A 26,879-nucleotide genomic window follows, 5' to 3' on the forward strand; every position below is an offset into this window, starting at 1 on the left:
CTGCGCGGAATGTTTGCCGCAGGTTGCCGAGAAGCATAAGAAGCCGTGATCACGCCGAGGAACCTACTTTTGTCTGGGCTTCGGCGAATCCCATTTTCATTTTCCGGCAGGTTTACCTTCCCATGAGAAACCGATTATTGTCCGGAATGCCCGACCATTTCGACGCGTTCGATGATCACCCGCGCGTCCGCGTTGCCGGAGAACCGCCGGGCGGCACCCGCGAGCGAGTGCAGCCGCTGCCGCACCCGCGGCGACCGCAGCGCGCCGGCCAGCTCGACCGCCTCCTCGCCGACCGTGGCGGCGACGTCGAGGTCGCCGTCCAGGGCGTGCACGGTGGCCAGCCAGATCAGGGTCAGCGAGCGGCTGCGCGTCATGCCACGGGGGTAGCCCCCGATCGCCTCGACGAGCGCCGGGATGCCGTCGCGGCCGTGGCGGGTGTCGACCACCTGCGCCAGTTCACCGTGCACGGTTCCGACCATCGCGGCCATGTCCGTGGCTCCGAAGAACGCCGCCCACGGCGACGGTTCACGCCCCTCGGCCTCCGCGAACTCCTGCCGGGCGCGGCGCAGGTAGGTCAGCGCGCCGGTGACGTCGGCCTTCTTGGCGTGCGCCCACGCCTGGTTGGCCGACAGGATCGCCTGGGCCAGCTTGGAATGCGCCGACACCGCCGCCTCCCGGCCCCGCGCGAACTCCAGCAGCGCGGCGTCGACCGCGCCGTAGTGCAGGTGCAGCCGCCCGACGCGGTAGCGGATGTTGGCCTGGAGGTCGTCGTTGCCCGCTTCGATGGCCAGTTCCAGCGCCCGCGCGAAGGCTTCCAGCGCGGCACCCGGGCGGTCCTGGTCGAAATTGGTCCAGCCGGCCAGGTTGTACAGGTCGGCGACGGCGGTGTAGAGCCTCGCCCGGACGACGGTCTTCGCCTCGCCGTCCAGCAGGGCCACGGCCGCGGGCAGCCGCGATTCCACGGCTGCCCGGCACGACCCGCCGCCGTACCGGTAGTCCAGCACCCTGAGCTCGGCGATGCTGTCCTCGAGCTGCCGCACGTCGGCGAGGCCCACGCGCGTACCGCTCCGTTCGTCCCGCCCGTCACTGCCGGTCATGGCAGCCCTCCGTCCGTAGAGAGCTGCCGATCGGGCAGCTCCGCTCATTCCCCGCCGGGCCAGGCCGGAGCCCGCTCCTTCGAGGGACTGGCACCGGGCAGCACCCCGGTGGCGGTCAGCACCACGCCCGTGGCGGTTTCCGCGATCTTGACGACGGCCAGCAGCCCGGTCAGGGCGAGGGAGCCGCCGAGCCCCAGTTTCGCGAAATCGTCTTCGACGGTTTCGGTTCCGCGTTGGCGCGGTATCGCGCCGGTCACGATTCGGCCTTCCGTCCGGCCACGGCCGCACCCGGACGGCATCCGCGGGGAATCAAGCGACCCCAGGTGGCGGAAATCCACCTGATGGTCGAGGTCCTGGTTTCCTGCTGTCCACGCAACGAGTTCTCGAACTGAATACGCGCGCACACGGCGCCGCCTCCCGCACTGCAGATCGATTCCTGAAGATCGGCCGGATCGCGAAATGCGGGACCACCGTAGCCAGTGGATCGCCGGAAAATCAGCCACCAACCAGGTCAAAGCTGGAATTGCTCGTGCAGCCGCACGCGCAGGCCCGAACCCGGCACTGCACACGGCGGATGCAATTTCACGTGCCGGAACACGAATGGCGCAAGCACGCGAAAACATCGGCGGAAATCGTTCTACCCCGCCGATTCTCCGTGAAATTCGGACAACCGATCAGGATTTGACGAGATCGACCCAGGTGCGCACGGTTCCGGCGTCCACCGGCGCCTGCCAGCCGCCGGGCCGCACGGCGCTCCCGACGTGGAACCCGCGCACCCCGCCCGCGCGCAGGAGGTGCACCTGCTGCGCGCGCAGGCCGCCGCCGACAAGCAGTTCCGGACCGCCGTCGCGCTGCGCGAGCCGCTGCAGCACCGAAAGGCCGCTGGCCACGCCGTTCGGGTGACCGGCCGCGAGCACGGTGTCACAGCCGAGGGAAGCCAGCTGGTCGTAGGCGCGCAACGGATCGCGCGTGCGGTCGATGGCGCGGTGGAACGTCCACGGCAGGCCGTCGATCTCCTTGATCAGCGCCTCGCAGGCGTCGAGGTCGATTTCGCTGTCCACGGTGAGGAACCCGAAGACGAACTCCCGCGCGCCCGCGTCGATCAGCCGGGCGGTGTCGGCGCGCAGCCCTTCCAGGTCGCCGACGGCGAAGGAACCGTTGTCCCGCACCATGACCCGCACCGGGAGGTCGGTCGCCGACAGCACGTCACGCAGGGTTTCGAGCGAGGGCGTCAGGCCGTCCTGCGCCATATCCGCAACCAGTTCGAGGCGGTCGGCCCCGCCCGCCTGCGCGCCTTCGGCGTCCGCCGCGTCCAGCGCGATCACTTCCAGCAGGGGCGTCTTCGAGCTCATGCCTCATCCGTTTCACTGGTTCCGGGTGTCGTCTCCCCTCGCGTGCCGCCCTCGCCGGAAGCCGCCTTGAAGGCTTGTCATCCGCTCGCGTACCGCTTCCGGGGAAAGAGAGAGTATCGGCCGCTGTTCCGGCACCGCTCCCGGGCTGGCCGCGGAATCCAGCGGCTGCAGGAACGGCCAGGTGTCCTCCGCGCCGTCCTCCTGCTCCAGTTCGGCCGGGGTGGGCCATGCGTACGCGGGCTCGATCGCGGCGGGAGGCGCGACCGGCGTCAGCCGCGGTTCGGTGTCTTCGTCGTCCGGGCCTGCCCCGCCGCTTTCACGCGAAAGTGGCGCCTCGACGGGAGGGGCACTTTCACGTGGAAGTGCCCCTGGGATAGGGGCGGGTGGCGGCGGGGGCGGCGGCGGCGCGGCGAGCGCGTGCCGCGGCTGGGGATCGACCGGCCGGGGCGCCTCGGCGACCGGACGCGGCTCCGCGGGCTTGCGCGGCTGTTCGGGCGCGGCGGAAGCGTCGAACCACCGGGACAGGACGTCGCGGTAGGCGGGCATCCGCTCGGTGGGGGCGTCGAGGTCCAGGTGGGCCTCTTCGTCCACGGTCGGCCACTCCGGCGCCTGCTCGCGGGCGACCACCGGGGCCCGGCGCGGCGGGCCGGCCTCGATCGACGGCGGCGTCAGCTCTTCCGGCTCCGGCTCCGGCTCGGGTTCCGGCGGCGCGAGCGGGGCCAGCGGGGCCAGCAGCTCCGGTTCCGGGGCGGCGGCCGGCTCGGCGGGCGGAGGCGGCGCCGGCATCGGCGGCAGCTCGACGATCAGGGCCGCGGGCACCAGCACGGTCGCGACCAGCCCGGATTCCTCGCCGGCGCTCAGGCTGACGTCGATGTGGTGGCGCGTGGCCAGCGTGGCGACGACGAACAGGCCCATCCGCCGCGACACCTCGACGTCGACGTCCGGCGGGTGCGCGAGGCGGGAGTTGGTGCGGTCGATCTCCGCCTGCGGCATGCCGGCGCCGTGGTCGATGATCTCGATCTGCCAGTCGCCGTCGTGGGTTTCGGCGCTCGCGACGGTGACCATCTCGTCGCCGGAGTAGCGGGTCGCGTTCTCCAGCAGCTCGGAGACGACGTGCACGAGGTCGTTGACGGCCTCGCCGCGGACCGCGACCTGCGGGGCCGGGCCGAGCTCGATCCGCTGGTAGTGCTCGACCTCCGAAAGCGCGGCGCCGATGATCTCGTCGGCCGGCACCGGTCCGGCGTCCTCACGTGCGGAGTCCTGGCCGGAGAGCACCAGCAGGTTTTCGCTGTTGCGCCGCATCCGGGTGGCGAGGTGGTCGAGTTCGAACAGCCCCGCGAGGGTGTCCGGGTCCTGCTCGTCGGCCTCCATCCGGTCGAGCACCGTCAGCTGCCGCTCGACGAGGTCCTGGCTGCGCTGCGAGAGGTTGACGAACATCGCGTTGACGTTCTCGCGCAGCATGGCCTGTTCGCCGGCGAGCCGGACGGCCTCGCCGTGCACCGCGTCGAACGCGCGCGCCACCTGGCCGAGCTCTTCGCGGGTGAACACCGGCACGGGCGCGACGGCGAGCCGGTTCCGCAGGTTCTCGGGCGCGGGTTCGGGGTCGGTGAGCAGGTTCTGCACGGCTGCGGGCAGCCGGTGTTCGGCCACTTCGAGGGCCGTCCGGCGCAGGATCCGCAAGGGCCGCAACAACGACCGCGCGATGACCACCGACAGCACGCCCGCGACGAGCAGGACGCCGAGGACCACGCCGCCGTCCCACAGCGCGGCCGTGCGCGCCTGCGCCGCCAGGGTGTCGGTGCGTTCCTGCAACTGGACCAGCAGGGCCTGCTGCACCTGATGGGCGAGGTTCACCGTGTGCGTGGCCGAGGTGTCCCACTGGTTCGGGTCGAGGCCCGAGAGGTTCTGGCCGTTTTCGGTGCGGGTGAGCGCGGATTCGACCATGTCGTTGCCGATGTCGACGACCAGGCCGATCACCGTGTCGTCGAACATCCGCTGCTGGTCGGGGGTGGCGAAGGTGCGGTAGTCGCTGCGCGCGGCGGCCAGTTCGGCTTCCGCGCCGAGCAGCGCGCGCGTGCGGTCGCGGTTGAGGGAGCCCGCCGCGAGCGCCTCGGCCATCACCGCCCGCTTGACCGACATCTGGTCCTTGATCCGGGCGAGTGCGTTGCCCGCCAGCCGCATCCGCGCGAGCTCCGGGTCGGAGACGTCGGCGGCGGCGGAGTCGCTGATGTCGAGCAGGCCGGAGATCAGCTCGCTGTAGGAGCGCAGCACGGCGTCGGCGGGGAACGCCGAATGTTCCGCGGAGAACCGGAGGCCGCCGAGCACGCGCAGCCGGTCGTCGGTCTGCTGCAGGCTTTCCGCGGCCTTCGCGTCGAGCCGCGGCTTGCTTTCCGCGAGCGTCCGCTCGAACGTGCCGATGCCCTTGTCGACGCGGGTGCGCTGGGCGGTGAGGTCCGCGGTGTCGCCCTGCCGGTTCTGGGCGACGAACCGGACGGTGAGGTCGCGCTCGCGCTGCAGCTCGTGCAAGGCTTCGGCGACGGTGCTGTCGACGCGGCCGCGGGTCGCGAACTCGGCCAGCTGCCGGGCGTCACGCAGGTCGGAACTGATTCGCAGGCCGACCAGCGCGATCACGGCCAGCGCCGGGATGAGGAGGACGGCGAAGAGCTTCGTGCCGAGGCGCCAGTTCCGCAACCGCCAGCGGCCGCCCGCCGGACGCGGATCCGCCGCGTCGCCGCCCTTGCGGGGACGCTTGTCGCGACGGGTCACCTGGTTTCCTTTTCCGCCGCGGGCGGGAACCCGCGGATCGAACGACACTCGAACCTACTGAACGGTAGCCCGCCCCATGAAGATCCGAAAGCCGCGCTGGCACGATACGGCCCTGCCCGCGATCGTATGGGGCGCGGACCATACGATCCAGCACGAGAACCAGATTCTCGCGGTAGGTGAAGGTTCATGATCAGACGCGGACGGCTGATTCCGCTGGTAGCGGCGCTCCTGGCGACCGCGGGGTGCACCGTGTTCTCGTCCGGCACCCCCGCGCCCCCGCCGCCGCTCGAGCGAACCACCCTGCGCGTCGGTGTGGGCAACGCCATCGACACGGCCCCGCTGCGGATCGCCGTGGCGGCCGGGAAGTTCGGCTCCGCCGGGCTGACCGTGCAGCTCGTCGAACTCGGCGCCGACGACGGGCTCGCGAAACTGGCCGCCGGCGACCTCGACGTCACGTTCGCCTCCGACATCGCGATCTTCCGCGCCGCGGCCGGCGGGACGGCGTTGCAGCTGCAGGGCGAGGCCTACACGTCCGGCCCCAACACGATGGCCCTGGTGACGCTGCCGGACTCGGACTACACCGTGCCGACGGGCAAGCGGTCGCCCAAGATCGCGGTGAACATGCTCGACGACGTCGGTGCGCTCGTCGCGCGTTCAGTGCTGGTCACCGCGGGTGTCGACCAGTCGAAGATCAAGTTCACGGCCATCCCGTTCGACCGGATGCCGCAGGCGCTGCAGGCGGGCGACGCCGACGCCGCGCTGATGATCGAGCCGTACATCACCCGCGCCGAGAAGGACCTCGGCGCGCACATCCTGGCCGACGGCGCCCGCGGTTCGACGCTCGACTTCCCGCTGTCGGGCTACGCGGCGGCGAAACCGTTCGCGCAGGCCAACCCGCGGACGCTCCGGGCGTTCTGCGCCGCGCTGGGTGCGGCCCAGCAGAGCGCGACAGACCCGGCGATCGTGCGTGACGCGCTGCCGAAGTTCTCCGACATCGACACGACGACGGCCGCGCTGATCTCGCTCGGCTCGTACCCGGCGTCGCTCAACGGCATCCGGCTGCAGCGCGTCGCCGACCTGATGCACAACTCGGGCCTGCTGGCGAACCGCCTCGACGTGCAGGGCCTGCTCCCCGACACCGGCTACTAGCCGCTATGACGTAGGTCACCCAGCGGCTAGATGTTCTCGCCCGTCTTGATCAGGCACACCGTGCGGGACGGCGGGCCGGCGTAGCTGAGCACCTTGTCGGCGCCTTCGCACTTGTCCTCGCGGTCGAAGCCGGACAGGATCTCGACGCGCTCCTGCGCCGCCGGGTCGGTGCAGGACACCTTGCCGATCGTGCTCTCGTCGTCGACGTCACGCAGGCAGTCGCCGGCCTTGACGTTCAGGGCCAGGCAGAGCGTCTGGCCGGCGCCGGAGCCGAGCCGGAACCGCACGTAGTCGCCGGACGCGCACGCGATGGCCCCGTGGTAGGTGTTCTCGACCTTGTACGTCGCGTTGTTCGCGCTGCAGCCGACGCGGTGGTAGGCGAGCTTGCCGGCCCCCTCGCGCGTCAGGTACAGGCAGTCGCCGTCCGACGGCGGGCCGCTGCGGCCGGCCCAGTAGACGCCCAGCGCACCCAGCGCGCCCAGGCCCAGCGCGGCGACGACGCACGCGACCAGCGTGATCCGCACCTTCGTGGTGAACCAGTGCGGGATCTGCTGCTGCCCCGGAACCGGCGGCATCGGCGCGGGCTGCGGGTAGCCCGGCGACCGGAACGGGTTGTCCTCGAACGGCGGTGTGGTCAACGTGCCCTCCAGTGATCCCCTCGGCACCTCGTCCCACCGGCGGACCCGCGAACGGAGCGGACCGGAGCGAGGCACGTATAACAGTAGTTGTGACTGATGGCCCGCTGATCGTCCAGTCCGACAAGACCGTGCTCCTGGAGGTCGACCACCCCCAGGCCGATGACGCGCGGATCGCGATCGCGCCGTTCGCCGAGCTCGAACGGGCGCCGGAGCACGTCCACACGTACCGGATCACGCCGCTGGCCTTGTGGAACGCGCGTGCCGCGGGCCACGACGCCGAGCAGGTCGTGGACGCGCTGACGACGTACTCGCGCTTCCCGGTGCCGCAGCCGCTGCTGATCGACGTCGTCGACGTCATGGGCCGGTTCGGGCGGCTGCAGATCGCCAACCACCCGGCGCACGGGCTGGTGATGTCGACCACCGACCGCGCGGTGCTGGCCGAGGTCGTCCGGAACAAGAAGATCAGCCCGATGCTGGGCGCGAAGATCGACGAGGACACCGTCGTCGTCCACCCGTCCGAGCGCGGGCGGCTGAAGCAGGCGCTGCTGAAGGTCGGCTGGCCGGCCGAGGACCTCGCCGGGTACGTCGACGGCGAGGCGCACCCGATCGCGCTGGAAGAAGACGACTGGCAGCTGCGCGACTACCAGCGCCAGGCGGCGGAGGCATTTTGGGCGGGCGGCTCGGGCGTCGTCGTGCTGCCCTGCGGGGCGGGCAAGACGATGGTCGGCGCGGCGGCGATGGCCAAGGCCGCGGCGACCACGCTGATCCTGGTGACGAACACGGTCGCCGGGCGCCAGTGGAAGCGCGAGCTGATCGCGCGGACGTCGCTGACCGAGGAGGAGATCGGCGAGTACTCCGGGGAGAAGAAGGAGATCCGGCCGGTCACCATCGCCACGTACCAGGTGATCACCCGCAAGACCAAGGGCGAGTACAAGCACCTGGAGCTGTTCGACTCCCGCGACTGGGGCCTGGTCGTCTACGACGAGGTCCACCTGCTGCCGGCACCGGTGTTCCGGATGACGGCCGACCTGCAGTCCCGGCGGCGCCTCGGCCTGACCGCGACGCTGGTGCGCGAGGACGGCCGCGAGGGCGACGTCTTCTCGCTGATCGGCCCGAAGCGCTACGACGTGCCGTGGCGCGACATCGAGGCGCAGGGCTGGATCGCCCCGGCGGAGTGCACCGAGGTCCGCGTGACGCTGACCGACGCCGAGCGCCTCGAGTACGCCACCGCCGAGGCCGACGAGCGGTACAAGCTGGCGGCGACGGCGTTGACGAAGACCCCGGTGATCAAGTCGATCGTGGCCAAGCACGCGGGCGAGCCGACGCTGGTCATCGGCGCCTACCTCGACCAGCTGGAGATGCTCGGCGACGAGCTCGACGCCCCGGTGATCCAGGGCGCGACCCGCAACAAGGAGCGCGAGGAGCTGTTCGACAAGTTCCGGCGGGGCGAGATCCGGACGCTCGTGGTGTCGAAGGTCGCCAACTTCTCGATCGACCTGCCGGAAGCGTCGGTGGCGATCCAGATCTCGGGGACGTTCGGCTCGCGGCAGGAGGAGGCCCAGCGCCTCGGACGGCTGCTGCGCCCGAAGGGCGACGGGCGGCAGGCGCACTTCTACTCGATCGTCTCCCGCGACACCGTGGACACGGAGTACGCGGCGCACCGGCAGCGGTTCTTGGCCGAGCAGGGGTACGCCTACCACATCGTGGACGCGGACGACCTGCTCCGGCCGCTCTGAGCCGGGGTCAGCCGACGTCGGCGAAGTACTTCCTGACGTCGTAATTCGCGATGAGCCGGGCCAGGCCGACCGGCGTCTGCCCGGAGATGTTGGCCCGGTGCGGATCGGCGCCGTGCCGCCGGAGCAGCTCGATGAGGTCACCACGGCCCCGGTAGGCGAACACGGCGGCGAAGAGGGGCGAGTTCCCGTACTCGTTGACCGCGTCGACGCGGGCGCCGGCCTCGAGCAGCACCGTGGCGACCTCGACGTTTCCCTCCTGGGCGGCCAGGTGCAACGGCGTGTGGCCCTGCTGGTCGGCCAAGTCGGGGTCGTGCCCCGCGGCGAGCAGGGCCCGCGCCTGCGCGCCGTCGCCGTCCAGCGCGCAGTAGTGCAGCTCGGATCGCCCGTACCGATCGACCACGTCCGCCCCTCTCGGTGTGCCCCGGTCGCCAAGGTAACGCAGCACGGCCGCCACTCCTTCGGCGCAGCGGCGTGTCTCAGCAACATCTTGCGTCACATGCGCCCCAGAAACGCCCTGACCTGCAAGTTTGCCGATTCACTCGAACGGATGAGCGGCCAAAACGCTGGAAATTGTCGGGCCCTCGAACTACTGTTCGACATGCAGCAACCGAACACAAGTTCGAGGGGACGTCCATGACGATCGCACCGCTCCGCCCCGGTACGCCCGCACCGCCGGTCCAGACCCTGCCACCGGGGTCGTGGCACGGCCGGTTGTGGGTGTCCGACCTGCCGCTGACCCGGCCCGAGCGCTACCTCGGCTGCGTGGCCGAGTTCGAGCGGTCCGGCCTCTGGCCGGTGCTGATCCCCCACGACCAGCGCTTCGCGGCGAACGGCGAGGACTGGATCGACGACCGCGGCCGGCTCGCCCCGGCGGGCCACCGAGTGGCAACGGCCGACCCGGCGGCAGCCCTGTCCCGCTGGTGGGACGGCTCCTGCTGCGACGGCGCCTGCCTGAGGCCGTTCGGCGCCCGGTTCCCGGGGCTGGCCAAGCGCAGCCCCCGCCGGTCCGACCCGTTGGCCGAAGCGGGCAACACGGGCTCGATCCTGGCCACCCGCGAGCCCCACCGCCTCGGCTTGGTCCAGACCGAGCGGCCGGCCGACATCCCGGCCCTGCTCGGCTGGACGGGGATGATCAAGTGCACCGACCAGGTGGCCGAGCTGTCGGCGGTGCTGCGGAGCTGGGAGGACAGGTTCGGAGCCACGCTGGTGGTCCTGGGCTTCGACGCGATCGAGCTATCGGTGGCGGCACCGCCGCGGAACCAGGCACGCGCCCTGACGGTGGCGGCGGAGCATCGGGCGTTCAGTTTGCCCACGTTTGCGGGGCAGCCAGGGAATCTGCGGGAGTACGCATCGGGGTTGGTGCAGTCGCGGCATTGGCGGTTTTCCTGGGCGTGAGGAGGGGCCGGGAGCGAGCGGACAGGGGCCGGGGCAGGCCGCCCGCGGCCAGGACCAGCAGGCGGGGACCGGCGGCCAAAACAGCGCAGCGAAGCGAAGCCACCGCCCCGGCCACCCAAAGAGCTGGGTGGTCATCCCGTCGCCTGAGGCCGTCAAATCACTTTGAGCCGGGCCCGCAACCACAAGACCAACGCAAGAGAACAGCGCAACCTTGCGGGCCCGGCTCAAAGTGATAGGCCTCGATCAGGCGACGGGGTGGCCACCCAGCGACCCACCCGAAACGCGAGACAACAGCGCGAAGGAGGGGTCATCCCAGAGCCTGCCCGTCCGGCGAGGATAGTCTTCCCCAAACCGGCTGACCAAGAACCCGGGACACCTGTCCCAACCCCCAGCCCACCCGTCCCACCACCCCCGCGTTTGGCCCTCCCGGAGAGCGGGAATCACCTCTCCCGGAAAGGCGGTGAGAGCGATCGCCGAGATCCGGATCGGGACCTCAGGGTGGCGCTATCCCCCGTGGCGCGGGGTGTTCTACCCACCCAAGCTCGCGCAACGGCGCGAACTCGAGTACCTCTCGCGCCGGATGAACGCCGTCGAAATCAACGGCTCCTTCTACTCCCTGCAGCGTCCGGAACGCTACCGGGCCTGGTTCGACGAAACCCCCGACGACTTCCTGTTCGCCGTCAAGGGTGGGCGCTTCATCACGCACATGAAGCAGCTTCGGGACGTCGAGACCGCGCTCGCGAACTTCTACGCCTCCGGTGTCCTTGCCCTCGGTGCGAAACTCGGCCCCTTCCTCTGGCAGCTTCCGCCACGACTGTCCTTCGACCCCGATCGGCTCGCGAACTTCTTCGCCTTACTCCCGCGCACTACGACCGACGCTGCCCAGCTGGCGACGAAGCACGACGACAAGCTGAAAGGCACGCCGTACCTCGAAGCGGAAACGAAACGGCCGCTGCAGCACGCCCTCGAAGTCCGGCACCCCAGCTTCGCCGAGCCCGCCGCCAAAAAGCTCCTCGAAGAACACGGCATCGCCCTCGTGGTCGCCGACACCGCCGGCAAGTGGCCGTTCCTCGAAGATCAGACCGCCGATTTCGCCTACGTCCGGCTGCACGGCGACGAAGAGCTCTACGTCAGCGGCTACTCCGACAAAGCCCTGCGCACCTGGGCCGAAAAGATCCGTCGGTGGCACGACGGCGGGCGGCGGGACGTGCACGTCTACTTCGACAACGACGTCAAGGTCGAGGCTCCCCGGAACGCCGAATGCCTCGCCGACCTGCTCGGTGTTGCCCCGATCACCAGACAGTGAGTGGACAGTGAGCGCCGTCGGCTTGAGTGGGCGTGCGGGCCGGACCGGCTCGCGTGCTGCCGCTGGGGGTCGGCACGTGCGCCGGTCCGGTTCCGAGAACAGCGCCGCTCACACGCCCACCACGACCAGCGCCGCCAGCTTGGCGCGGACGTCGTCCGCGTCCGGGTGACCCAGTTCCGTCAGCAAGCGCACCGAGCGGAGCCAGCACTCGCGGGCCTGCGCCGCGTCGCCGTGGCGCAGGTAAACCTGGCCCAGCTGGGCCAGGACGTCTGCCGCCTCGTACTGCTCGTCCATGGCGAAGAACATCTCCACCGAGTCGCGGATGCACGCGATGCCCTCCTCGAACCGGCCGAGGCCGATCAGGGCGAGGCCGCGCGTGTGCTGCGTGAACCGCGTGTCCACCGGACGGCCGTCCGGGCCCAGGATCGCCAGCGCCGCGTCGGCCAGGCGCAGCGCCTGCTCGTGGTCGCCCATCGACGTGCAGATGTCGCCCAGCGCCCGCAGCACGCTCGCCTCGAAGTGCCCCAGTCCCAGCTCGCGGACGATCGCCAGTGCCTGCGCGCCGTGCTCGTACGCCCAGGCGCAGTCCTCGAGGTTGTGCGCCGCCATCGCCAGGTTGTACTGCGCCCGCGCCTCGCCCTCGCGCGCCCCGAGCTCGCGCTGGATCGCGAGCACCTGCTCCAGGTACCGCCGGGATTCGGCGTACTGCCGGGCGACGCCGTTGACGACGCCGAGCCCGCTCAGGATTCCCGCCTCGCCCGGCCGGTGACCGCTCGCCCGGGCGGCTTCGAGCGCCACCGCGAACACCGAGCGCCAGTCGTCGAGCCGCGAACGCGTCACGAAATAGCTCTGCAGCAGCCAGGCGAGCTTCCAGCAGACGTCGTCGCGGCCGCGGCGCCGCGCCAGGTGCACCGCGGCGATGAGGTTGGCGCACTCCTCGCCGAACCAGTCCAGCGCCTCGTGGTACGAACCGAACGTCAGCCCGCCCTCGAGGTCGTCGAGCTCCAGCAGCCGGTAGTAGCGCTCCGGCCGCATCAGCCGTGACGCGTTCAGCGCCGACGCCAGGTACCAGCCCAGCAACCGGTCCAAAGCGGCGTCGCCCTCCGAAGCCGAATCGACCTGCGAAGCGGCGTACGCGCGGATGAGGTCGTGGAACTGGTAGCGGCCCGGACGCGGCTGGGCGAGCAGGTGCGCGGCGGCCAGGGTTTCGAGCATCGGCCGGGTTGCGGCGACGTCCAGCCCGGCGACCGCCGCCGCGGCCGGCGCGGTGAAGTCCACGCCGGTGAGCAGCCCGAGCAGCCGCAGCAACCGGGCCGTCGACGGCTGCAGTGCCTGGTAGGAGTAGGAAAACACCGACCGGATGTTGGTGCCTTCGCCGTCGGCGAGGTCGAACGAACCGAGCACGTCGCTGTCGAGGGAGCCGACGAACTCGTCGAGCGCCAGGTCGGGGAACTGCGCCGCGCGCACGGCGAGGATCCGGATCGCCAGCGGCAGCCCGCCGCAGTAGCGCACGAACCGCTCGGCCGCCGCCGGATCGCGGGCGACCCGGTCGAACCCGATCGTCGCCGCCAGCAGCGCGACGGCGTCTTCGTCGCCGAGCTCCTCCAGCGCGATCCGGTGCGCGCCGTGCGTCGCGACCAGTGCCCGCAGCTGCCAGCGGCTGGTGATCACGACCAGGCAGCCGGGCCCGGGCAGCAGCGGGCTCACCTGCTCGGTGCGGTTGGCGTTGTCGAGCAGGATCAGCAGCCGCCGCCCGGCCGTGTGCGTCCGCCAGCTCGCCGCGCGGCCGTCGAGGTCGCCGGGGATCGCCTCGCACGGCACTCCGAGCGCGGTGAGCATCGTCTCCAACGCCGCCGACGGCTCGACCGGCTCGCCGGGGCCGTAGCCGCGCAGGTTGATGTAGACCTGCCCGCCGGGGAACCGGTCCGCGATCTCGTGCGCGAAGTGCACCGCCAGCGTCGTCTTGCCGATGCCGCCCATGCCTTCGATGGACGCGATCGGCGTCGACGTGCCGGCGCCGGCCGCCTCCGGCAGCAGCGCGTGCAACGCCTTGAGGTCGCACTCGCGCCCGGAGAACGTCCGCAGGTCGGCGGGCAGCTGGCGGGGCACCTGCGGTTCGACGCCGAGCCGGTAGAGCGCGGGAGCGGTGTCATGATCGGCGCCGGTGAGGATCGCCTGGCGGGTGCGCTGCAGTGACGGCCCGGGGTCGAGCCCGAGCTCGTCGGCCAGCACGCCGCTGATCCGGCGGTACACCTCCAGCGCCTCGGCTTGGCGGCCCGACCGGTACAGCGCGGTCATCAGCTGCTCGTGCAGCCGCTCCCGCAACGGGTTTTCCCTGGTCAGGCGGGTGAGTTCGGGGACAACCGTGCCGTACTCGCCGACTTCGAGCAGCGCGTCCGCCCACTGCTCGCGCACGCGCAGCCGTTCCTCGGCCAGCTGGCCGGCTTCGTCGCGGTGCAGCGCGTCGGACTCGACGTTCAGCAGCGCCGGGCCGCGCCACTGCCCGAGCGCTTCGGCGAAGTGCGCGGCCGCCCGGCGGCTCTCGCCGCGGTCCATCGCCGCTTTGCCGCGGACGGCCAGCGCGCGGAACCGGGTCAGGTCGAGCAGGTCGTCGTCGAGCTCGATCAGGTAGCCGCCGCTCTCGGTACGGATCGCGACCTGATCGCCGAGCGCCCGACGCAGGCGCAGCACGTACGTCTGGAGCGCGCCCTTGGAGCGGCGGCGGTCGTCGTTCCAAAGCCAGCGGCCGAGCTCGTCGACCGGGACGACCCGGTTCGCGCGCAGCAGAAGGCCGGCCAGCACGATCAGCGGCCGGCTGCCCCCGAGTCGTACCGGGCGCCCGTCGGCCGTGACCTCGGCCGGACCCAGCACGCGGAAATCGAGGACCACGGAGTCATTCTGTCCGGAAACCCGCAGTTCGGCACCTGTTTGCGCGGTCCGGCACAGTGGCATGATCGGCCTCGATGAAGGTCTACGCGATTCCCCTGCGCACCCGGTTCCGCGGCATCACCGTCCGTGAGGGGGTGCTGCTGCCCGGCCCGGCGGGCTGGGGCGAGTTCTGCCCGTTCGCCGACTACTCCGACGCCGAGAGCGTGCCGTGGCTGCAGTCGGCGCTGGAGGCGGCCGAAGCCGGCTGGCCCGCGCCGGTCCGCGACCGCGTCGAGGTGAACACGACGGTCCCGGTGGTCGAGCCCGCGAAAGCGCACGAACTGGTCCGCGCCTCCGGCTGCCGGACGGCGAAGGTGAAGGTCGCGGATCCGCGTGTCTCGCTCGCGGACGACTGCGCGCGGGTCGAGGCGGTCCGCGACGCGCTCGGCCCCGGCGGCGCGATCCGCGTCGACGCGAACATGGCGTGGGACGTCGACACGGCGGTGCGGGCGATCGCGGACCTCGACAAGGCGGCGGGCGGTCTGGAGTACGCGGAGCAGCCGTGCCCGTCGATCGAGGACCTGGCCGCGGTGCGGCGCCGGGTCGACGTCCGGATCGCCGCCGACGAGTCGATCCGCCGCGCGGAGGACCCGCTGAAGGTCGCGGTCGCCGGGGCGGCGGACATCGCGGTCCTGAAGGTCGCCCCCCTCGGGGGTGTGCGACGGGCGTTGGAGGTCGCCGAAGCGTGCGGGCTGCCGTGCGTGGTGTCGTCGGCGGTGGAGACGAGCGTGGGCCTGGCGGCGGGCCTGGCACTGGCCGGCGCGCTGCCGTCGCTGGAATTCGCTTGTGGACTCGGGACGCTTTCGTTGCTGGAAGGGGACGTCTGCACGGCATCATTGTCCCCTGTGGACGGATTCCTCCCGGTTCCACGCACCGCTCCAGAGCCCACGACGGCCTACCCGGCGTCGCCCGAGGTCGCGGCGGCTTGGGAAGACCGGCTGAGCCGGGTCCGCGCGCTGAGCTGAGCGCGGACCCGACGTCAAGCCCGCCAGGCGGAGTCGTAGGCGTGCACCAGCCACTGGTTCGCCCAGTCGCGGTCGGGCTCTTCGGGCAGCGGTGAGGCACCGCGCGACAGCCGATCGAGCCGATCTTCCAGCTCGGCCGCGGCGGCGACGGCTTCGTCCTGGGTGTGCTTCCCGCGACGCAGATCACGCAGCCAGCTCAGCCACGGCTCGGCGATCGGCAGCGTCATCCGGCCGGTCTCGAGCAGCTCGACGCCTTGAACCCCGAGGCGAACCATGTGCATGGCGTACTTCGTGTCGAAGCCGTACTTCTCGATCAGCTCGGGCCGGTTGACCCGCAGCTCCCCTTCGAGCATCCGCTTGCGCTGCGTCCGCAGGTACCCGGCGAACCGCGGGCCGGCCTGCCGCGAGACGACCCGGTCGGCGTTGGCGCGCAGCTCGTGGCCGAGCTCGGTGATCCGCACGATTTCCGCGTCCGGCACGAAGAGCGGCAGCAGGATGGTGGGATTTCCGGTCAGGGCCAGGCGCATCCACTTGCGCAGCGAGTAGACGATGAGGTCGAGGTCGCCGGGGCCGGACCGCACGCCTTCGGGCTGGGTGCGGAAAACGTACTGCTCGAACCGCCGCAGCCCGGTGACGTACTCGGCGGGTTCGACGCACAGCCCCATTTCGTCGCGGTCATCCTGACCGTCGACGGCGGTACCGTGCAGGCCGGACCCGACCTGGCAGCGCAGGATGGTGCCCTGCTCGGCGATCGCGGCGAACTCGGGGTTGTCGTGCTTCATGGTCGGTAGTTGTACCGGGACGCCTCGCCGGTGAGCACTCGGTTTTCCGTGCGGGTGAGGTGTTGGCACAGGACGTACCGCCGCCCCGGACCAAGACATGTCCGCCGCTCCAGCGGCCGACCTCGCCGGAAACTCCTCCGCCGCTCGGCGGTTCCAGGGGTGGTTGCAGCGGCGGGCACCGGGGCGTCCCCGAGGGCAAGTTCAGGGTCGGGGTCCGGGCCGTTCCCGATGTGGGCAGGTCGCCGCGGAAGACACCATTGAGCCATGACGAACAGCGTGTACACCCCGGAAACCAAGCAGCTCCGCCGCAGCCGGAGCGACAAGATGCTCACCGGTGTCTGCGGTGGGTGGGCCACCTACCTCGGCGTCGATGCCACCGTCCTGCGGCTCGGGCTGGTCGCCGCCGTGTTTCTTTCGGTCGGGATTGCCATTCCGGTCTACGTCGCCGCCGCGATTCTGACGCCTGAAGAGGACTCCTGAACCCGGGCGGGCTCCGGCTCGCAGGGGGAGCCGGGGCCCGCCGGAGGCCGGGGTGCACTGAAGACGCTCGCGCCGGGGGGCGCGGGTCGGGGGACATATCGAACGGCCCGGACGCCAGGGGACGTCCGGGCCGTTCGGTCGTGGCCGTTGGGCCGAGTGGCCCAAAACCACGGCGCGAATCCCGTTCGAGGGGTTAGGGTTCGCGCTCGTGGATCACGGAAACACCGCACCCAAGGTCGTCGTCGGGATCTTGGGCGGGTTGTACCTGATCGCCGGGCTGGGGCTGACCGCCTTCGCTGCCTACGCCGTGCTGGCTTCGGGGGACGCCGGTGGCGTCAAGGCCGCCAAGTTGGTGCTCTACACCGCCGCGGGGCTGGCGATCTGGGTTCTGCTCACCGGGATCGGCGCCATCGTCGTCGGGATGGAAGCTGACGACAAGAGCACCGCCTGGCTCGGGGGCCTCGGCGTGCTCGCGCTCGGCGTTGTCATCGTCGGCGCCTACGCCGTCTGGTTCTTCACCAAACCATAGGAAAAGCCCGGCCCGCCGAAGCGGACCGGGCTTTCCCGGCTGAGCGGTGGATCAGAAGTCCATGCCACCCATGCCACCGGACGGGTCGGCCGGAGCGGCAGCAGCCTTCTCCGGCTTGTCCGCCACGACAGCCTCGGTGGTCAGGAACAGCGCCGCGATGGACGCGGCGTTCTGCAGCGCGGAGCGGGTGACCTTCGTCGGGTCCGGCACGCCGGCGGCGAGCAGGTCCTCGTAGACACCCGTGGCGGCGTTGAGGCCGTGACCCTGCGGCAGGCCCTTGACCTTCTCCACCACGACGCCGCCCTCGAGGCCGGCGTTGATCGCGATCTGCTTGAGCGGGGCCTCGACGGCCACCTTGACGATGTTGGCACCAGTGGCCTCGTCGCCCTCGAGCTTCAGGCCCGCGAACGCGGCTTCGGCGGCCTGGATCAGGGCCACGCCACCACCGGCGACGATGCCCTCTTCCACGGCGGCCTTCGCGTTGCGCACCGCGTCCTCGATGCGGTGCTTGCGTTCCTTGAGCTCGACCTCGGTCGCGGCGCCGGCCTTGATGACGGCCACGCCGCCGGCCAGCTTCGCGAGCCGCTCCTGCAGCTTCTCGCGGTCGTAGTCCGAGTCCGAGTTGTCGATCTCGGCGCGGATCTGGTTGACGCGACCCTGGATCTGGTCGGCGTCGCCCGCACCCTCGACGATGGTCGTCTCGTCCTTGGTGATGACGGCCTTGCGCGCCTTGCCCAGCAGGGACAGGTCCGCGTTCTCCAGCTTGAGGCCGACGTCCTCGGAGATGACCTGGCCACCGGTCAGGATCGCGATGTCCTGCAGGATCGCCTTGCGGCGGTCACCGAAGCCCGGGGCCTTGACGGCGACGGACTTGAAGGTGCCGCGCATCTTGTTGACGATCAGGGTGGCCAGCGCCTCGCCCTCGACGTCCTCGGCGATGATCAGCAGCGGCTTGCCGGACTGGATGACCTTCTCCAGCAGCGGCAGCACGTCCTTGACGGTGGAGATCTTGGAGCCGAAGAGGAGGATGTACGGGTCCTCGAGCTCGGCTTCCTGACGCTCCGGGTCGGTCACGAAGTAACCGGAGATGTAGCCCTTGTCGAAGCGCATGCCCTCGGTGAGCTCGAGCTCGAGGCCGAAGGTGTTGCTCTCCTCGACGGTGACGACGCCTTCCTTGCCGACCTTGTCCAGCGCCTCGGCGATCAGCTCGCCGATGGTGCGGTCAGCGGCCGAGATCGAGGCGGTAGCAGCGATCTGCTCCTTGGTCTCGATCTGGACGGCGGCCTTGTGCAGCTGCTCGGTGACGGCCTCGACGGCCGCCTCGATGCCCCGCTTCAGCGAGATGGGGTCGGCGCCGGCGGCGACGTTGCGCAGCCCCTCGCGGACGAGGGCCTGGGCGAGCACGGTGGCGGTGGTGGTGCCGTCACCCGCGACGTCGTCGGTCTTCTTGGCGACCTCCTTGACGAGCTCGGCCCCGATCTTCTCCCACGGGTCCTCGAGCTCGATCTCCTTGGCGATGGAGACACCGTCGTTGGTGATGGTCGGCGCGCCCCACTTCTTTTCGAGCACGACGTTCCGGCCCCGCGGGCCGAGGGTCACCTTGACGGCTTCGGCGAGGGTGTTCAAGCCGCGCTCGAGACCGCGGCGGGCGTCCTCGTCGAACGCGATCAGTTTGGCCATTGCGGTGTGGTCCTCCGGTATAGGGCGCAGCCGCCGCGCTGTCGTCAGCGGCGGCAGCAGGACTCTTTCCTCGGCCAGGCTCGGTGCCCGCGACGGACGACTGCACCCGGGTGGGGGTCAGCCTCACCGTCCCGACCTTTGGCACTCGACGGCGTCGAGTGCCAAGTTCGTGTTTAGCACTCTCGGGGGGAGAGTGCAAGAAGCCCAGCTCAGCGTCGCACGATCTCGCGAAGTCCCCGTGCAGTGAATGACTCATTCCTGGCATCGGATGCCAGGAATGAGTCATTCACTGCATCCGGGCCGACGTCAGGAACTCGGCTTGATGCTGATCGACGTCGGCGGCGCGTTGAGCGACGAGGTCGGGTTGGTCTGCGAGTCACCCGGGCCGACCGGGATGTTCGGCGCCGGGGTCTGGCTGCCGCCACCGCTGCCGCCGTCACTGAACAGGAAGATCGCGCCGACGACCAGGCCGGCCACGACCACCAGACCGAGGACGAGGAAGAGCCACTTCTTGCCACCGCTGCTCTTCGGCTGATGGAACGCGCCCGCGCCGCCCGCGGGCATGGGCGGGCGCAGCCGCATCGGGTCGCCCGGGGGCGGCCCGTAGCCCTGCGGCGGCCTGCCCTGCTGCTGCGGGTAGCCGTATCCCGGCGGCGGGCCCTGGGGTGGCATGCCCTGCGGAGGTCCCTGCTGGGGGTAGCCGTAACTCTGGGGTGGCATGCCCTGCGGCGGCGGGCCTTGCGGGCCCTGCGGTCCGGGCCCCTGGCCGTAGCCGGGCTGCTGCTGTCCTCCGTACGGGTGCACGGGGGCCCCCTCTCCCTGCGGTGCGCTGTTCTGGTGCGGCCCCTGTTGTACCTGACCAGGACGCTGCGGCGCGGGGATTCCGCCCGAATGGGACCCGGGCGGGCCCGGCGGGGTGTCCGACGTCGCCAGCGGGCCGAGCGCGCGGCGCGCGGCCGCGACCATCTCGACGCAGCTGGGATAGCGGTCGGCGGGGTTCTTCGCCATGCCGCGGCGAATCACCTCGTCGATCGACGGCGGCAGCGCGACCGCGCGGGAGATCGACGGCGGCTCGCCGTTGAGGTGCCCCTTGATCACCGTCGGGACGTCGCCCTTGAACGGCGGGCTGCCGGTGAGGCAGGCGTAGAGGACGCACGTCAGCGCGTACTGGTCGGTGCGCCCGTCCAGCGGCTCCCCGCGCAGGTGCTCGGGAGCCGCGTACGTGGGCGAGCCGAGGAAGTCGCCGCCGCGCGTCCGGTGCCCGGTCGCGCCGCGCCGGGTCAGCCCGAAGTCGGCGACGTACACGTGCTCGCGCGAGGTCTCCTTCTTCGTCACCAGCACGTTCGCCGGCTTGACGTCGAGGTGGACCAAACCACGGTTGTGCAGCGTGTCGAGCGCGTCCGCGACCTGGTCGAGCATCGTCAGGGCGCGCGCGGGCGCGATCGGTCCCCCCGAGATCAACCCGGCGAGATCGCCGCCGTCGACCATCCGCATGGCGATGTAGAGCATGCCGTCGAGCTCGCCGAAGTCGTACAGCGGCACGACATTGGCGTGGTCGATCGCGGAGGTGTTGCGCGCCTCGTCGACGAACCGCTCGCGGAACTCGGCGTCGGCCCCGAGGTGGTCACCGATGACCTTCAGGGCCACCTTGCGGCCGAGCCGCACGTCCGTGGCCTTGTAGGTCACGCTCATGCCGCCCTTGCCGAGCACCCCGTCGATGCGGTAGTTGCCCAGCCGGCGACCGGTGAGGTCCCCCGACACATCGCCTGTCACGCCCGCAGCCTAACGCCCCTGGTTCGGCGCCTGCCGGGGGTTCACCGATCAGCTGACCGGCCTGCTATGAAACTTTTCGGACGTCGGCTGCCTGGCTACGACCGTCGCGGCCGGACTGCACTTCGAACTCGACGCGGTCGCCTTCGTCCAGAGTGCGGAATCCTTCGGACTGGATGGCCGAATAGTGGACGAACACGTCCGGCCCCTCCGTGGATTCGATGAACCCGTAGCCCTTTTCCGAGTTGAACCATTTGACGGTGCCGACAGCCACGGCGCCCTCCCTCAGCACAAAGGATCCGCTGGCCCGAGCGGATGCCAGCGGCGGAGTGCCAATCACGCTACCGGAATTATTCCCCTCGGCAATGGGCAATTCGTCCGAAGATCACGAACCCGAAAGGCGTCTGTTCCGCGCGTGCACGAGCACCGTCCCGGGACCCGCGAAGTCGAGCGCGAGACCTTCGCCGGTGCGCAGGGACTGCGGCCCGCCCGGATCGAGGGCCCGCAGCCGGCACTGGATCGTGTCGGGGTAGGCCAGCAGGTAGTCCGGCCGGACCGTGACCAGCTCCCCCTTGCCGAGCTCGAACGCGTCCACCGGGCCCGGCGCGGCCAGCACGAGCGGCCCGGTTCCGCTGTAGTGCTCGAGAAACCCCGAATCGGCGCCGAAGAGCTGCTGCAGCGGCACCCAGCCGGGGTCGTGCCGGACCGTCGACGGCCGCACCAGCACCGCGTCGCGGTGCACCGACCAGCCCGTGCCGCCACCCACCTCGAGCGGGTAGACGTCGCCGGGGCGCAGCGGCGCGAAGTCGATCCAGCCGCCGTCGGACGGCGCGGTGTAGACGACCGTCGTGCTCTTGCCCGCGCGGACGCCACCGCGGCCCGCCGGCGTCTCGATGACGCCGAACCGGCTGGCGAGCAGGGTTTCCGGCGCGGCGCGCACGGCCTCCCCCGGGTCCAGCAGGACGCGGGCGACGCCGAAAACGGGCGTGTGCCGGGTCTGGACGCGCATCAGCGTGACGGGACGTGGGAGACGATCCAGCTGATCAGCGCGGACGGGTTGCGCGTCTGCGTCATGATCTGGCCGGGGCCGACGAAGTCGAACACGAGCCCTTCGCCGCTCTTCATCGACTGGATGATGCCCTGCGCGACCTTCCGGATCTGGTACTGCACGGTGTCGGCGTAGGCGACGACGTGCCCGGTGTCGATGGTCACCATCTCGCCCTGCTGCAGCGTGATGGTCTCGACCGCGCCGTAGCAACTGACGAGCAACTGGCCCTGGCCGGTGGCGTGGGTCAGGAAGCCGCCCTCGCCGCCCATCAGGTTCTTCATCCCGCCCCACTTGGTTTCGGTCTGCACGCCGTGCGACGACGCGAGCCAGCAGCCGCGGGTGACGGCCCAGCCGGTGCGGCCGTCGAGGGTGAGCACCTGGATGTCGCCGGGCAGGTTGGCGGCGACGTCGACCCAGCCGCCGTTCGGCGGCGCGGTGAAGGTGGAGATGAAGAAGGACTCGCCGGAGAGGAACGCGCGGCCGAGGCCCTTCATGATCCCGCCCTGCGCCTGCGACTGCACCTGCACGCCGTAGCTGGTGGCCATCATCGCGCCGGACTCGACCTGGCACGGCTCGCCGGGCGCCAGCATCAGCCGGGCGACGGCGAACGAAGGCTGTTGACGGATTCCGACCTGCATGCGTGCTCCCCTGTGGCGTGCGCTTGTCGGGGCAGAGTCTTGCATGCGCCCGGAACACGGGGAGGATGGTCCGGTGATCTCCGTCGACGACTACCGCGACCGCGTCGCCGCGCTCCTCGGCACGGCCCCCGCGACCACGCTGCCCCTCGCCGCCGCGGCCGGCCTCGTCCTGGCCGAGGACGTGCGCGCCGGCGTCTCGCTGCCGCCCTTCGACAACTCCGCGATGGACGGCTACGCGGTCCGCGCGGCCGACGTCCCCGCGGCTCCGGTGACGCTGCCGGTCGCCGACGACATCCCGGCGGGCCGGGTCGACGTCCGGCCCCTCGAACCGGGCACCGCGCAGCGGATCATGACCGGCGCGCCGCTGCCGCCGGGCGCGGACGCCGTCGTGATGGTCGAGGAGACCGACGGTGGCACGGAAACGGTGACGTTCTCGGCGCCCGCCCGCGAAGGCGCGCACATCCGGCACACCGGCGAGGACGTCGTCGCCGACGAGGTCGCCCTGCACGCGGGCACCGTGCTGAACCACTCGCAACTGGGCCTGGCGGCCGCGGTCGGCCTCGCCGAGGTGCGGGTGCACCGGCCGCTGCGGGTGCTGGTGGCCTCGACCGGCACCGAGCTGATCGACGCGCCGGCCCCGCTGCGGCACGGCCAGATCTACGAGTCCAACAGCGTGATGCTCGCCGCGGCGATCCGCGGCCTCGGCTGCGAGGTCGAGGTGGTCCGCAGCGTCGTCGACGACGTCGACGAGTTCCGGAAGGTCATCGAGCCGAAGCTGGCGGGCACCGACCTGCTGGTCACCTCCGGTGGCGTCAGCGCCGGCGCGTACGAAGTGGTGAAGGACGCGCTGACCGGGCAGGGCGTCGAGTTCGCGAAGATCGCGATGCAGCCGGGCGGGCCGCAGGGCAGCGGGCGCTGGCACGGCGTTCCCGTGGTGGCGCTGCCCGGCAACCCGGTCAGCGTGCTGGTGTCGTTCGAGGCGTTCCTGCGCCCGGCGATCCTGACGGCGCTGGGCCACACCGACGTCTCGCGGCGGCGGGTGCGGGCCCGGCTGACCGAGGCGATGAGCTCGCCGTCCGGGCGCCGCCAGTACCGCCGGGGCGTGTTCACCCCCTCCGACCGGGAGGTCACCGGGATCGTCGGACCGCGCGGCGGGCCGGGCTCGCACCTGCTGGCCGCGTTCACCCAGGCCAACTGCCTGATCGTGCTCCCGGAGGACGTCACGTCGGCAGCGGTTGGGGACGAAGTGGACGTCCTGCTCCTCTGACCGGGAAGTCCCGCAGCTTCCGGTACGGCGCCAGCAGCGGCAGCGCGAGGACCGAAAACCCCGCAGCCACCCACAGCGTCTCGCGGATACCGATCGTCTCGCCCAGCACGCCGCCGAGGACACCGGCCAACGGGATCGACCCGTAGTTGACGATCGACATGCTCGAGTTGACCCGGCTGAACAGTCCGGGCGGGCAGTACTGCTGCCGGAACGTCGTGACCAGCACGTTGCCGGCGACGACACCGGCGCAGACGCCGAACTCGGCGAGCACGAACAGCGTGAGCCCCCAGCCCGGTCCGCTGAGCGGCCCGAGCAGCAGCATCGGCGCCGCGACGATCTCGCACAGCAGCCACGCGCGGGCGGGCCCGAAGCGCGCGGCGAGCCGTCCGGCCATGGCCGCGCCGAGCACCCCGCCGGCCGCGGCCACCGCCAGGACCAGGCCGACCAGGCCGGGTGCGCTGCCGAGCGTGCGGGACAGAAACACGATTTGGATGGCCTGGTAGCCGGCGAGCGCGAGGTTCGAGACGGCACCGAAGACCATGAGCGAGCGCAGGTAGCGGTCTCCCATGACGAACCGCAGCCCTTCGGCGATCTGGCTGCGCAGTGGCGAGCGCTCGGCGGGGACGACGGTTTCGCGCACCCGGATCGCCCGCACGCACAGCACGGAGACGCCGAAGCTGACCGCGTCCGCCAGGATGCCGCTGACCGGCCCGAACGCCTGGGCCAGCAGCCCGGCCAGGCCCGGCCCGGCGACCTGGGTCGCGGACTCGCTGCCTTGCAGCTTCGCGTTGGCTTCGAGCAGTTCGCCGTCGCCGACGAGCACGGGGAGGTACGCGCGGTAGGCAAGGGTGAAGAACACCTTCGCGAAGCCGCCGAGCAGGGCGGCGGCCAGCAGGTAGGGCATGGTGAGCGCGCCGAAGGCGGCCACGACCGGGACGCTGCCGAACACCGCCATCGACACCGTGTTGCAGACGAGCATCACCGGCCGCTTCGCCAGCCGGTCGACCCACGCGCCGGCGGGCAGCCCGATGAGCAGCCACGGCAACCAGGACACCGCCGTCAGCAGTGCGACCTGGAAGGTGCTGGCCTGCAGCGTGACCACCGCGACCAGCGGCAGCGCCGTGGTCGCCACCATGCTGCCGAGCATGCTCGTGGTCTCGCCGGTCCAGAGCAGCCGGAAGTCCCTGTTCCCCCAGAGCCCCTTCACGGCTTGCCCAGCGACGCTCGCGCGGCGAAGAAGACCGGGCGGCGCTCGACGCCGTCACCGGGTTCGGTCCGGTTCTCGAACTCGCTGATCAGCAGGAAGACCCGTTCGTTCAGCTCGTCGAGTTCTTCCTTCGACAGCCGGACCCAGGTGTCGATGCTGAACGGCGCACTGCGCCACTCCTCGGGGTAGGTCTCGCGGCTGGCGATCCACTCGCGGGCGACCGCCGTCTGGTGGTCGAGCACGAGGACCTCGGCGGCTTCGGCGACCGGGTCGCCGGGGAAGTCGGCCGCGGCCCACCGCAGCGTCTTCGCGCTGCGCTTCCACCAGCGTTCTCGCTGGTCACGAGCCAGCTCCGGGGCTTCCTCGACCAGCTTCGCGGCGGCCAGCACCTTCATGTGGTGGCTGACGTTGCCGACCGCCTGGCCGGTCTTCGCGGCGAGCACCGACGCCGTCGCCGGGCCGTCGAGGTGGAGCAGTTCCAGGAGCCGGCGCCGCAGCTGGTGAGACATGGCGGCCAGCACCTTCGAATCCCGGATCTCCCGGATGTCCTCGGTCATAACGCACAAGAGTAGTTGTACAAGAACTATTGTGCAATGGTGCTTGTACAACTGCTCGCGTAAACTCCGGCCATGGGTTTCGTCGCATGGGTGATCTTCGGCGCGATCGTCGGCTGGGTCGCGAACCTGGTCGTCGGCGGGCGCGCGCGGCAGCGCCAGGGTTGCCTGGTCAGCGTGCTCGTCGGGGTCGTCGGCGCGGCTCTGGGCGGAGTGGTCTACCGGCTCGCGACCGGCCAGGCGAAGACGTTCGACTTCGACTTCCCCAGCTTCGGCGTGGCCATCCTCGGCGCGGTGGTGCTGCTGGCGATCCTGCGGCTCGCGAGCGGTCTGGCCCGGCGTCCGAGTGACCGTTGGTAACTTTTGCCGGACGAACCGTGATCGACGGGCCGCCGGACGCTAGACTGCTTCGTCACGCGCATCTCCCGGCGGCCGGGTGCGTGCGCCGTCGGGGGGCGGATGCACCCGGCCCCGGTTCTTCGCCTTCATCGCCTCGATGACGACGTCCACCGCCCGCATCGGATCGACCAGCGACGGCGCCGGCACGTCGTCGATCTCCCGGCGCCACGCGCCCAGGAGCTCGCGAAGCCGGGCTTCGGCGGGATCGCGGCGGTCGGTCATCGGTCCTCACAGGTCAGGCGGGGCAGCGCCCCGAACGGCGGCAACTACTGAGAGTCATCGCCAAAATCGACCTTCCGTTACGACGGGGCGATCATTCCCACCCACCGCGGTGACCCCCTCCCGGAGGAGTCCGGCAGGGGCGCGCGGACACCCTCACCTGGGGCAGCGGTAGCGTGGGGGCGCCCGTACGCGGCCGCCGGACCCCGGCGCCGATCCGTTCTTCCGACACGAAACCAGGGGACCCGACCATGAGCGGCACCCGGCCGGATTCCGCCGGCAACCCCGTCGCCCACGCCCTCCAGCTCGCCCGCGAGACGCTGCCGCCGATGCACCCCGCCGGTCGCCCGTTCGTGGCGGGCGGCGTCGCCGCGACCCTGCTCGCGCGCCGGTTCTCCAAGCGCCTCGGGCTCGTCGGCGCCCTGGCGACCGTGGCGACGGCCGCGTTCTTCCGCGAGCCGAAGCGGGTCCCGCCGCCGCGTGACGGCGTCGCGCTCGCCTCGGCCGACGGTCTCGTGTCGCTGATCGAAGAAGCCGTCCCGCCCGCCGAGCTCGGCCTGCCCGCCGAGCCGCGGATGCGCGTTTCGGTGTTCCTCTCGGTGTTCGACGTGCACGTCCAGCGCGTGCCGGCGAACGGCGTGATCGAGCGGGTCGCCTACCGGCCCGGCAAGTTCCTGTCCGCGGACCTGGACAAGGCCAGCGACGACAACGAGCGCAACTCCGTGCTGATGCGCACCGAAGACGGCCACGAGCTCGTCGTCGTGCAGATCGCCGGCCTGGTCGCGCGCCGCATCCTCTGCGAGATCCGCGAGGGTGACAAGGTCGACGCCGCGTCGACGTACGGCATCATCCGGTTCGGCTCGCGGGTCGACCTCTACCTGCCGCCGGGCTCGACGGTGCTGGTCAGCAAGGGCCAGCGGACGGTCGGCGGCGAGACGGTCATCGCCGAACTCCCCGCGCTCCCGAAGGGCTGA

The 26,879-nt window shown here is 71.1% G+C and carries 27 protein-coding genes; 10 read left to right on the forward strand and 17 right to left on the reverse strand.

The window, feature by feature from the left end; all coding sequences use genetic code 11:
• Window positions 1–134 precede the first annotated feature (134 nt).
• The 4 genes from ACFPLC_RS09995 to ACFPLC_RS10010 all read right to left on the reverse strand — a co-directional run bounded on the left by ACFPLC_RS09995 (window position 135) and on the right by ACFPLC_RS10010 (window position 5,215).
• Entirely contained in the window at window positions 135–1,097 is a 963-nt protein-coding gene (locus ACFPLC_RS09995; RefSeq protein WP_378194031.1) for a tetratricopeptide repeat protein, read from the reverse strand.
• Between the two features lie 44 nt (window positions 1,098–1,141).
• Complete coding sequence (locus ACFPLC_RS10000) at window positions 1,142–1,354, reverse strand: hypothetical protein (protein ID WP_378194034.1); 213 nt, start codon at window positions 1,352–1,354, stop codon at window positions 1,142–1,144.
• Between the two features lie 417 nt (window positions 1,355–1,771).
• Complete coding sequence (locus ACFPLC_RS10005) at window positions 1,772–2,449, reverse strand: copper homeostasis protein CutC (protein WP_378194037.1); 678 nt, start codon at window positions 2,447–2,449, stop codon at window positions 1,772–1,774.
• 12 nt (window positions 2,450–2,461) lie between these two features.
• Window positions 2,462–5,215 (reverse strand): sensor histidine kinase, encoded by a 2,754-nt coding sequence (locus ACFPLC_RS10010; protein WP_378194040.1) that lies wholly within the window; start codon window positions 5,213–5,215, stop codon window positions 2,462–2,464.
• 186 nt (window positions 5,216–5,401) lie between these two features.
• On the opposite strand from ACFPLC_RS10010, the gene ACFPLC_RS10015 reads away from it, so the two are divergent.
• Window positions 5,402–6,364, forward strand: a complete 963-nt coding sequence (locus ACFPLC_RS10015; RefSeq protein ID WP_378194042.1) for an ABC transporter substrate-binding protein — start codon at window positions 5,402–5,404, stop codon at window positions 6,362–6,364.
• Window positions 6,365–6,390: 26 nt separating this feature from the next.
• Here the strand turns inward: ACFPLC_RS10015 and ACFPLC_RS10020 are convergent, their stop codons facing one another.
• Complete coding sequence (locus tag ACFPLC_RS10020; RefSeq protein WP_378235784.1) at window positions 6,391–7,077, reverse strand: LppU/SCO3897 family protein; 687 nt, start codon at window positions 7,075–7,077, stop codon at window positions 6,391–6,393.
• A gap of 14 nt (window positions 7,078–7,091) precedes the next feature.
• On the opposite strand from ACFPLC_RS10020, the gene ACFPLC_RS10025 reads away from it, so the two are divergent.
• Entirely contained in the window at window positions 7,092–8,738 is a 1,647-nt protein-coding gene (locus ACFPLC_RS10025; RefSeq protein WP_378194048.1) for a DNA repair helicase XPB, read from the forward strand.
• A 7-nt stretch (window positions 8,739–8,745) separates the two neighbouring features.
• Here the strand turns inward: ACFPLC_RS10025 and ACFPLC_RS10030 are convergent, their stop codons facing one another.
• Window positions 8,746–9,183 (reverse strand): ankyrin repeat domain-containing protein, encoded by a 438-nt coding sequence (locus ACFPLC_RS10030; RefSeq protein WP_378235785.1) that lies wholly within the window; start codon window positions 9,181–9,183, stop codon window positions 8,746–8,748.
• 188 nt (window positions 9,184–9,371) lie between these two features.
• Here ACFPLC_RS10030 and ACFPLC_RS10035 point away from each other — a divergent pair, with 188 nt between their 5' ends.
• Both ACFPLC_RS10035 and ACFPLC_RS10040 read left to right on the forward strand, forming a co-directional pair.
• On the forward strand, window positions 9,372–10,133 hold the full coding sequence (locus ACFPLC_RS10035; protein WP_378194055.1) for a DUF4253 domain-containing protein: 762 nt from the start codon (window positions 9,372–9,374) through the stop codon (window positions 10,131–10,133).
• Between the two features lie 460 nt (window positions 10,134–10,593).
• Window positions 10,594–11,439, forward strand: coding sequence for a DUF72 domain-containing protein (locus ACFPLC_RS10040; protein ID WP_378194058.1), 846 nt, complete (start codon window positions 10,594–10,596; stop codon window positions 11,437–11,439).
• A gap of 108 nt (window positions 11,440–11,547) precedes the next feature.
• Here the strand turns inward: ACFPLC_RS10040 and ACFPLC_RS10045 are convergent, their stop codons facing one another.
• The gene (locus tag ACFPLC_RS10045; protein ID WP_378194061.1) at window positions 11,548–14,328 is read right to left on the reverse strand and encodes an AfsR/SARP family transcriptional regulator; all 2,781 of its coding nucleotides are present in this window, start codon (window positions 14,326–14,328) and stop codon (window positions 11,548–11,550) included.
• Window positions 14,329–14,402: 74 nt separating this feature from the next.
• Here ACFPLC_RS10045 and ACFPLC_RS10050 point away from each other — a divergent pair, with 74 nt between their 5' ends.
• Window positions 14,403–15,332 (forward strand): o-succinylbenzoate synthase, encoded by a 930-nt coding sequence (locus ACFPLC_RS10050; RefSeq protein WP_378194064.1) that lies wholly within the window; start codon window positions 14,403–14,405, stop codon window positions 15,330–15,332.
• Window positions 15,333–15,346: 14 nt separating this feature from the next.
• On the opposite strand, the gene ACFPLC_RS10055 is transcribed toward ACFPLC_RS10050, so the two are convergent.
• Entirely contained in the window at window positions 15,347–16,114 is a 768-nt protein-coding gene (locus ACFPLC_RS10055; protein WP_378194067.1) for a nucleotidyltransferase domain-containing protein, read from the reverse strand.
• The gene (locus tag ACFPLC_RS10060; RefSeq protein WP_378235786.1) at window positions 16,111–16,293 is read right to left on the reverse strand and encodes a hypothetical protein; all 183 of its coding nucleotides are present in this window, start codon (window positions 16,291–16,293) and stop codon (window positions 16,111–16,113) included. The genes ACFPLC_RS10055 and ACFPLC_RS10060 overlap by 4 nt, the downstream gene beginning before the upstream one ends.
• A gap of 85 nt (window positions 16,294–16,378) precedes the next feature.
• Between ACFPLC_RS10060 and ACFPLC_RS10065 the strand changes: the two genes are divergently transcribed.
• Together ACFPLC_RS10065 and ACFPLC_RS10070 are read left to right on the forward strand one after the other, a co-directional pair.
• The gene (locus ACFPLC_RS10065; protein WP_378194070.1) at window positions 16,379–16,594 is read left to right on the forward strand and encodes a PspC domain-containing protein; all 216 of its coding nucleotides are present in this window, start codon (window positions 16,379–16,381) and stop codon (window positions 16,592–16,594) included.
• A gap of 208 nt (window positions 16,595–16,802) precedes the next feature.
• Complete coding sequence (locus tag ACFPLC_RS10070; protein WP_378194073.1) at window positions 16,803–17,123, forward strand: hypothetical protein; 321 nt, start codon at window positions 16,803–16,805, stop codon at window positions 17,121–17,123.
• A 51-nt stretch (window positions 17,124–17,174) separates the two neighbouring features.
• On the opposite strand, the gene groL is transcribed toward ACFPLC_RS10070, so the two are convergent.
• The 5 genes from groL to ACFPLC_RS10095 all read right to left on the reverse strand — a co-directional run bounded on the left by groL (window position 17,175) and on the right by ACFPLC_RS10095 (window position 22,259).
• Complete coding sequence (gene groL / locus ACFPLC_RS10075; RefSeq protein ID WP_361103164.1) at window positions 17,175–18,803, reverse strand: chaperonin GroEL; 1,629 nt, start codon at window positions 18,801–18,803, stop codon at window positions 17,175–17,177.
• Between the two features lie 306 nt (window positions 18,804–19,109).
• Window positions 19,110–20,576, reverse strand: a complete 1,467-nt coding sequence (locus ACFPLC_RS10080; RefSeq protein WP_378194077.1) for a serine/threonine-protein kinase — start codon at window positions 20,574–20,576, stop codon at window positions 19,110–19,112.
• A gap of 64 nt (window positions 20,577–20,640) precedes the next feature.
• Window positions 20,641–20,847 (reverse strand): cold-shock protein, encoded by a 207-nt coding sequence (locus ACFPLC_RS10085; RefSeq protein WP_003085446.1) that lies wholly within the window; start codon window positions 20,845–20,847, stop codon window positions 20,641–20,643.
• 111 nt (window positions 20,848–20,958) lie between these two features.
• Complete coding sequence (locus tag ACFPLC_RS10090) at window positions 20,959–21,582, reverse strand: AIM24 family protein (protein WP_378194081.1); 624 nt, start codon at window positions 21,580–21,582, stop codon at window positions 20,959–20,961.
• Window positions 21,582–22,259, reverse strand: a complete 678-nt coding sequence (locus ACFPLC_RS10095; RefSeq protein ID WP_043776299.1) for a TIGR00266 family protein — start codon at window positions 22,257–22,259, stop codon at window positions 21,582–21,584. The genes ACFPLC_RS10090 and ACFPLC_RS10095 overlap by 1 nt, the downstream gene beginning before the upstream one ends.
• 73 nt (window positions 22,260–22,332) lie before the next feature.
• On the opposite strand from ACFPLC_RS10095, the gene moeA reads away from it, so the two are divergent.
• Window positions 22,333–23,526 carry a molybdopterin molybdotransferase MoeA gene (gene moeA / locus ACFPLC_RS10100; RefSeq protein WP_378194085.1) on the forward strand — a complete coding sequence of 398 codons (1,194 nt, stop codon included), beginning with the start codon at window positions 22,333–22,335 and terminating at the stop codon, window positions 23,524–23,526.
• Here the strand turns inward: moeA and ACFPLC_RS10105 are convergent.
• Window positions 23,480–24,733, reverse strand: a complete 1,254-nt coding sequence (locus ACFPLC_RS10105) for an MFS transporter (protein WP_378194088.1) — start codon at window positions 24,731–24,733, stop codon at window positions 23,480–23,482. The genes moeA and ACFPLC_RS10105 overlap by 47 nt on opposite strands.
• Window positions 24,730–25,290 (reverse strand): ArsR/SmtB family transcription factor, encoded by a 561-nt coding sequence (locus ACFPLC_RS10110; RefSeq protein WP_378194091.1) that lies wholly within the window; start codon window positions 25,288–25,290, stop codon window positions 24,730–24,732. The genes ACFPLC_RS10105 and ACFPLC_RS10110 overlap by 4 nt, the downstream gene beginning before the upstream one ends.
• A 72-nt stretch (window positions 25,291–25,362) precedes the next feature.
• Here ACFPLC_RS10110 and ACFPLC_RS10115 point away from each other — a divergent pair, with 72 nt between their 5' ends.
• On the forward strand, window positions 25,363–25,647 hold the full coding sequence (locus tag ACFPLC_RS10115) for a GlsB/YeaQ/YmgE family stress response membrane protein (RefSeq protein ID WP_378194094.1): 285 nt from the start codon (window positions 25,363–25,365) through the stop codon (window positions 25,645–25,647).
• Window positions 25,648–25,686: 39 nt separating this feature from the next.
• Here ACFPLC_RS10115 and ACFPLC_RS10120 read toward each other — a convergent pair whose 3' ends face one another.
• Window positions 25,687–25,908: a hypothetical protein gene (locus ACFPLC_RS10120; RefSeq protein ID WP_378194097.1), complete on the reverse strand. Its 222-nt coding sequence runs from the start codon at window positions 25,906–25,908 to the stop codon at window positions 25,687–25,689.
• Window positions 25,909–26,156: 248 nt separating this feature from the next.
• On the opposite strand from ACFPLC_RS10120, the gene ACFPLC_RS10125 reads away from it, so the two are divergent.
• The gene (locus ACFPLC_RS10125; RefSeq protein ID WP_378194100.1) at window positions 26,157–26,879 is read left to right on the forward strand and encodes a phosphatidylserine decarboxylase; all 723 of its coding nucleotides are present in this window, start codon (window positions 26,157–26,159) and stop codon (window positions 26,877–26,879) included.

This window comes from Amycolatopsis plumensis (genome assembly GCF_042652605.1).
In the GTDB taxonomy this organism is placed as follows: domain Bacteria; phylum Actinomycetota; class Actinomycetes; order Mycobacteriales; family Pseudonocardiaceae; genus Amycolatopsis; species Amycolatopsis plumensis.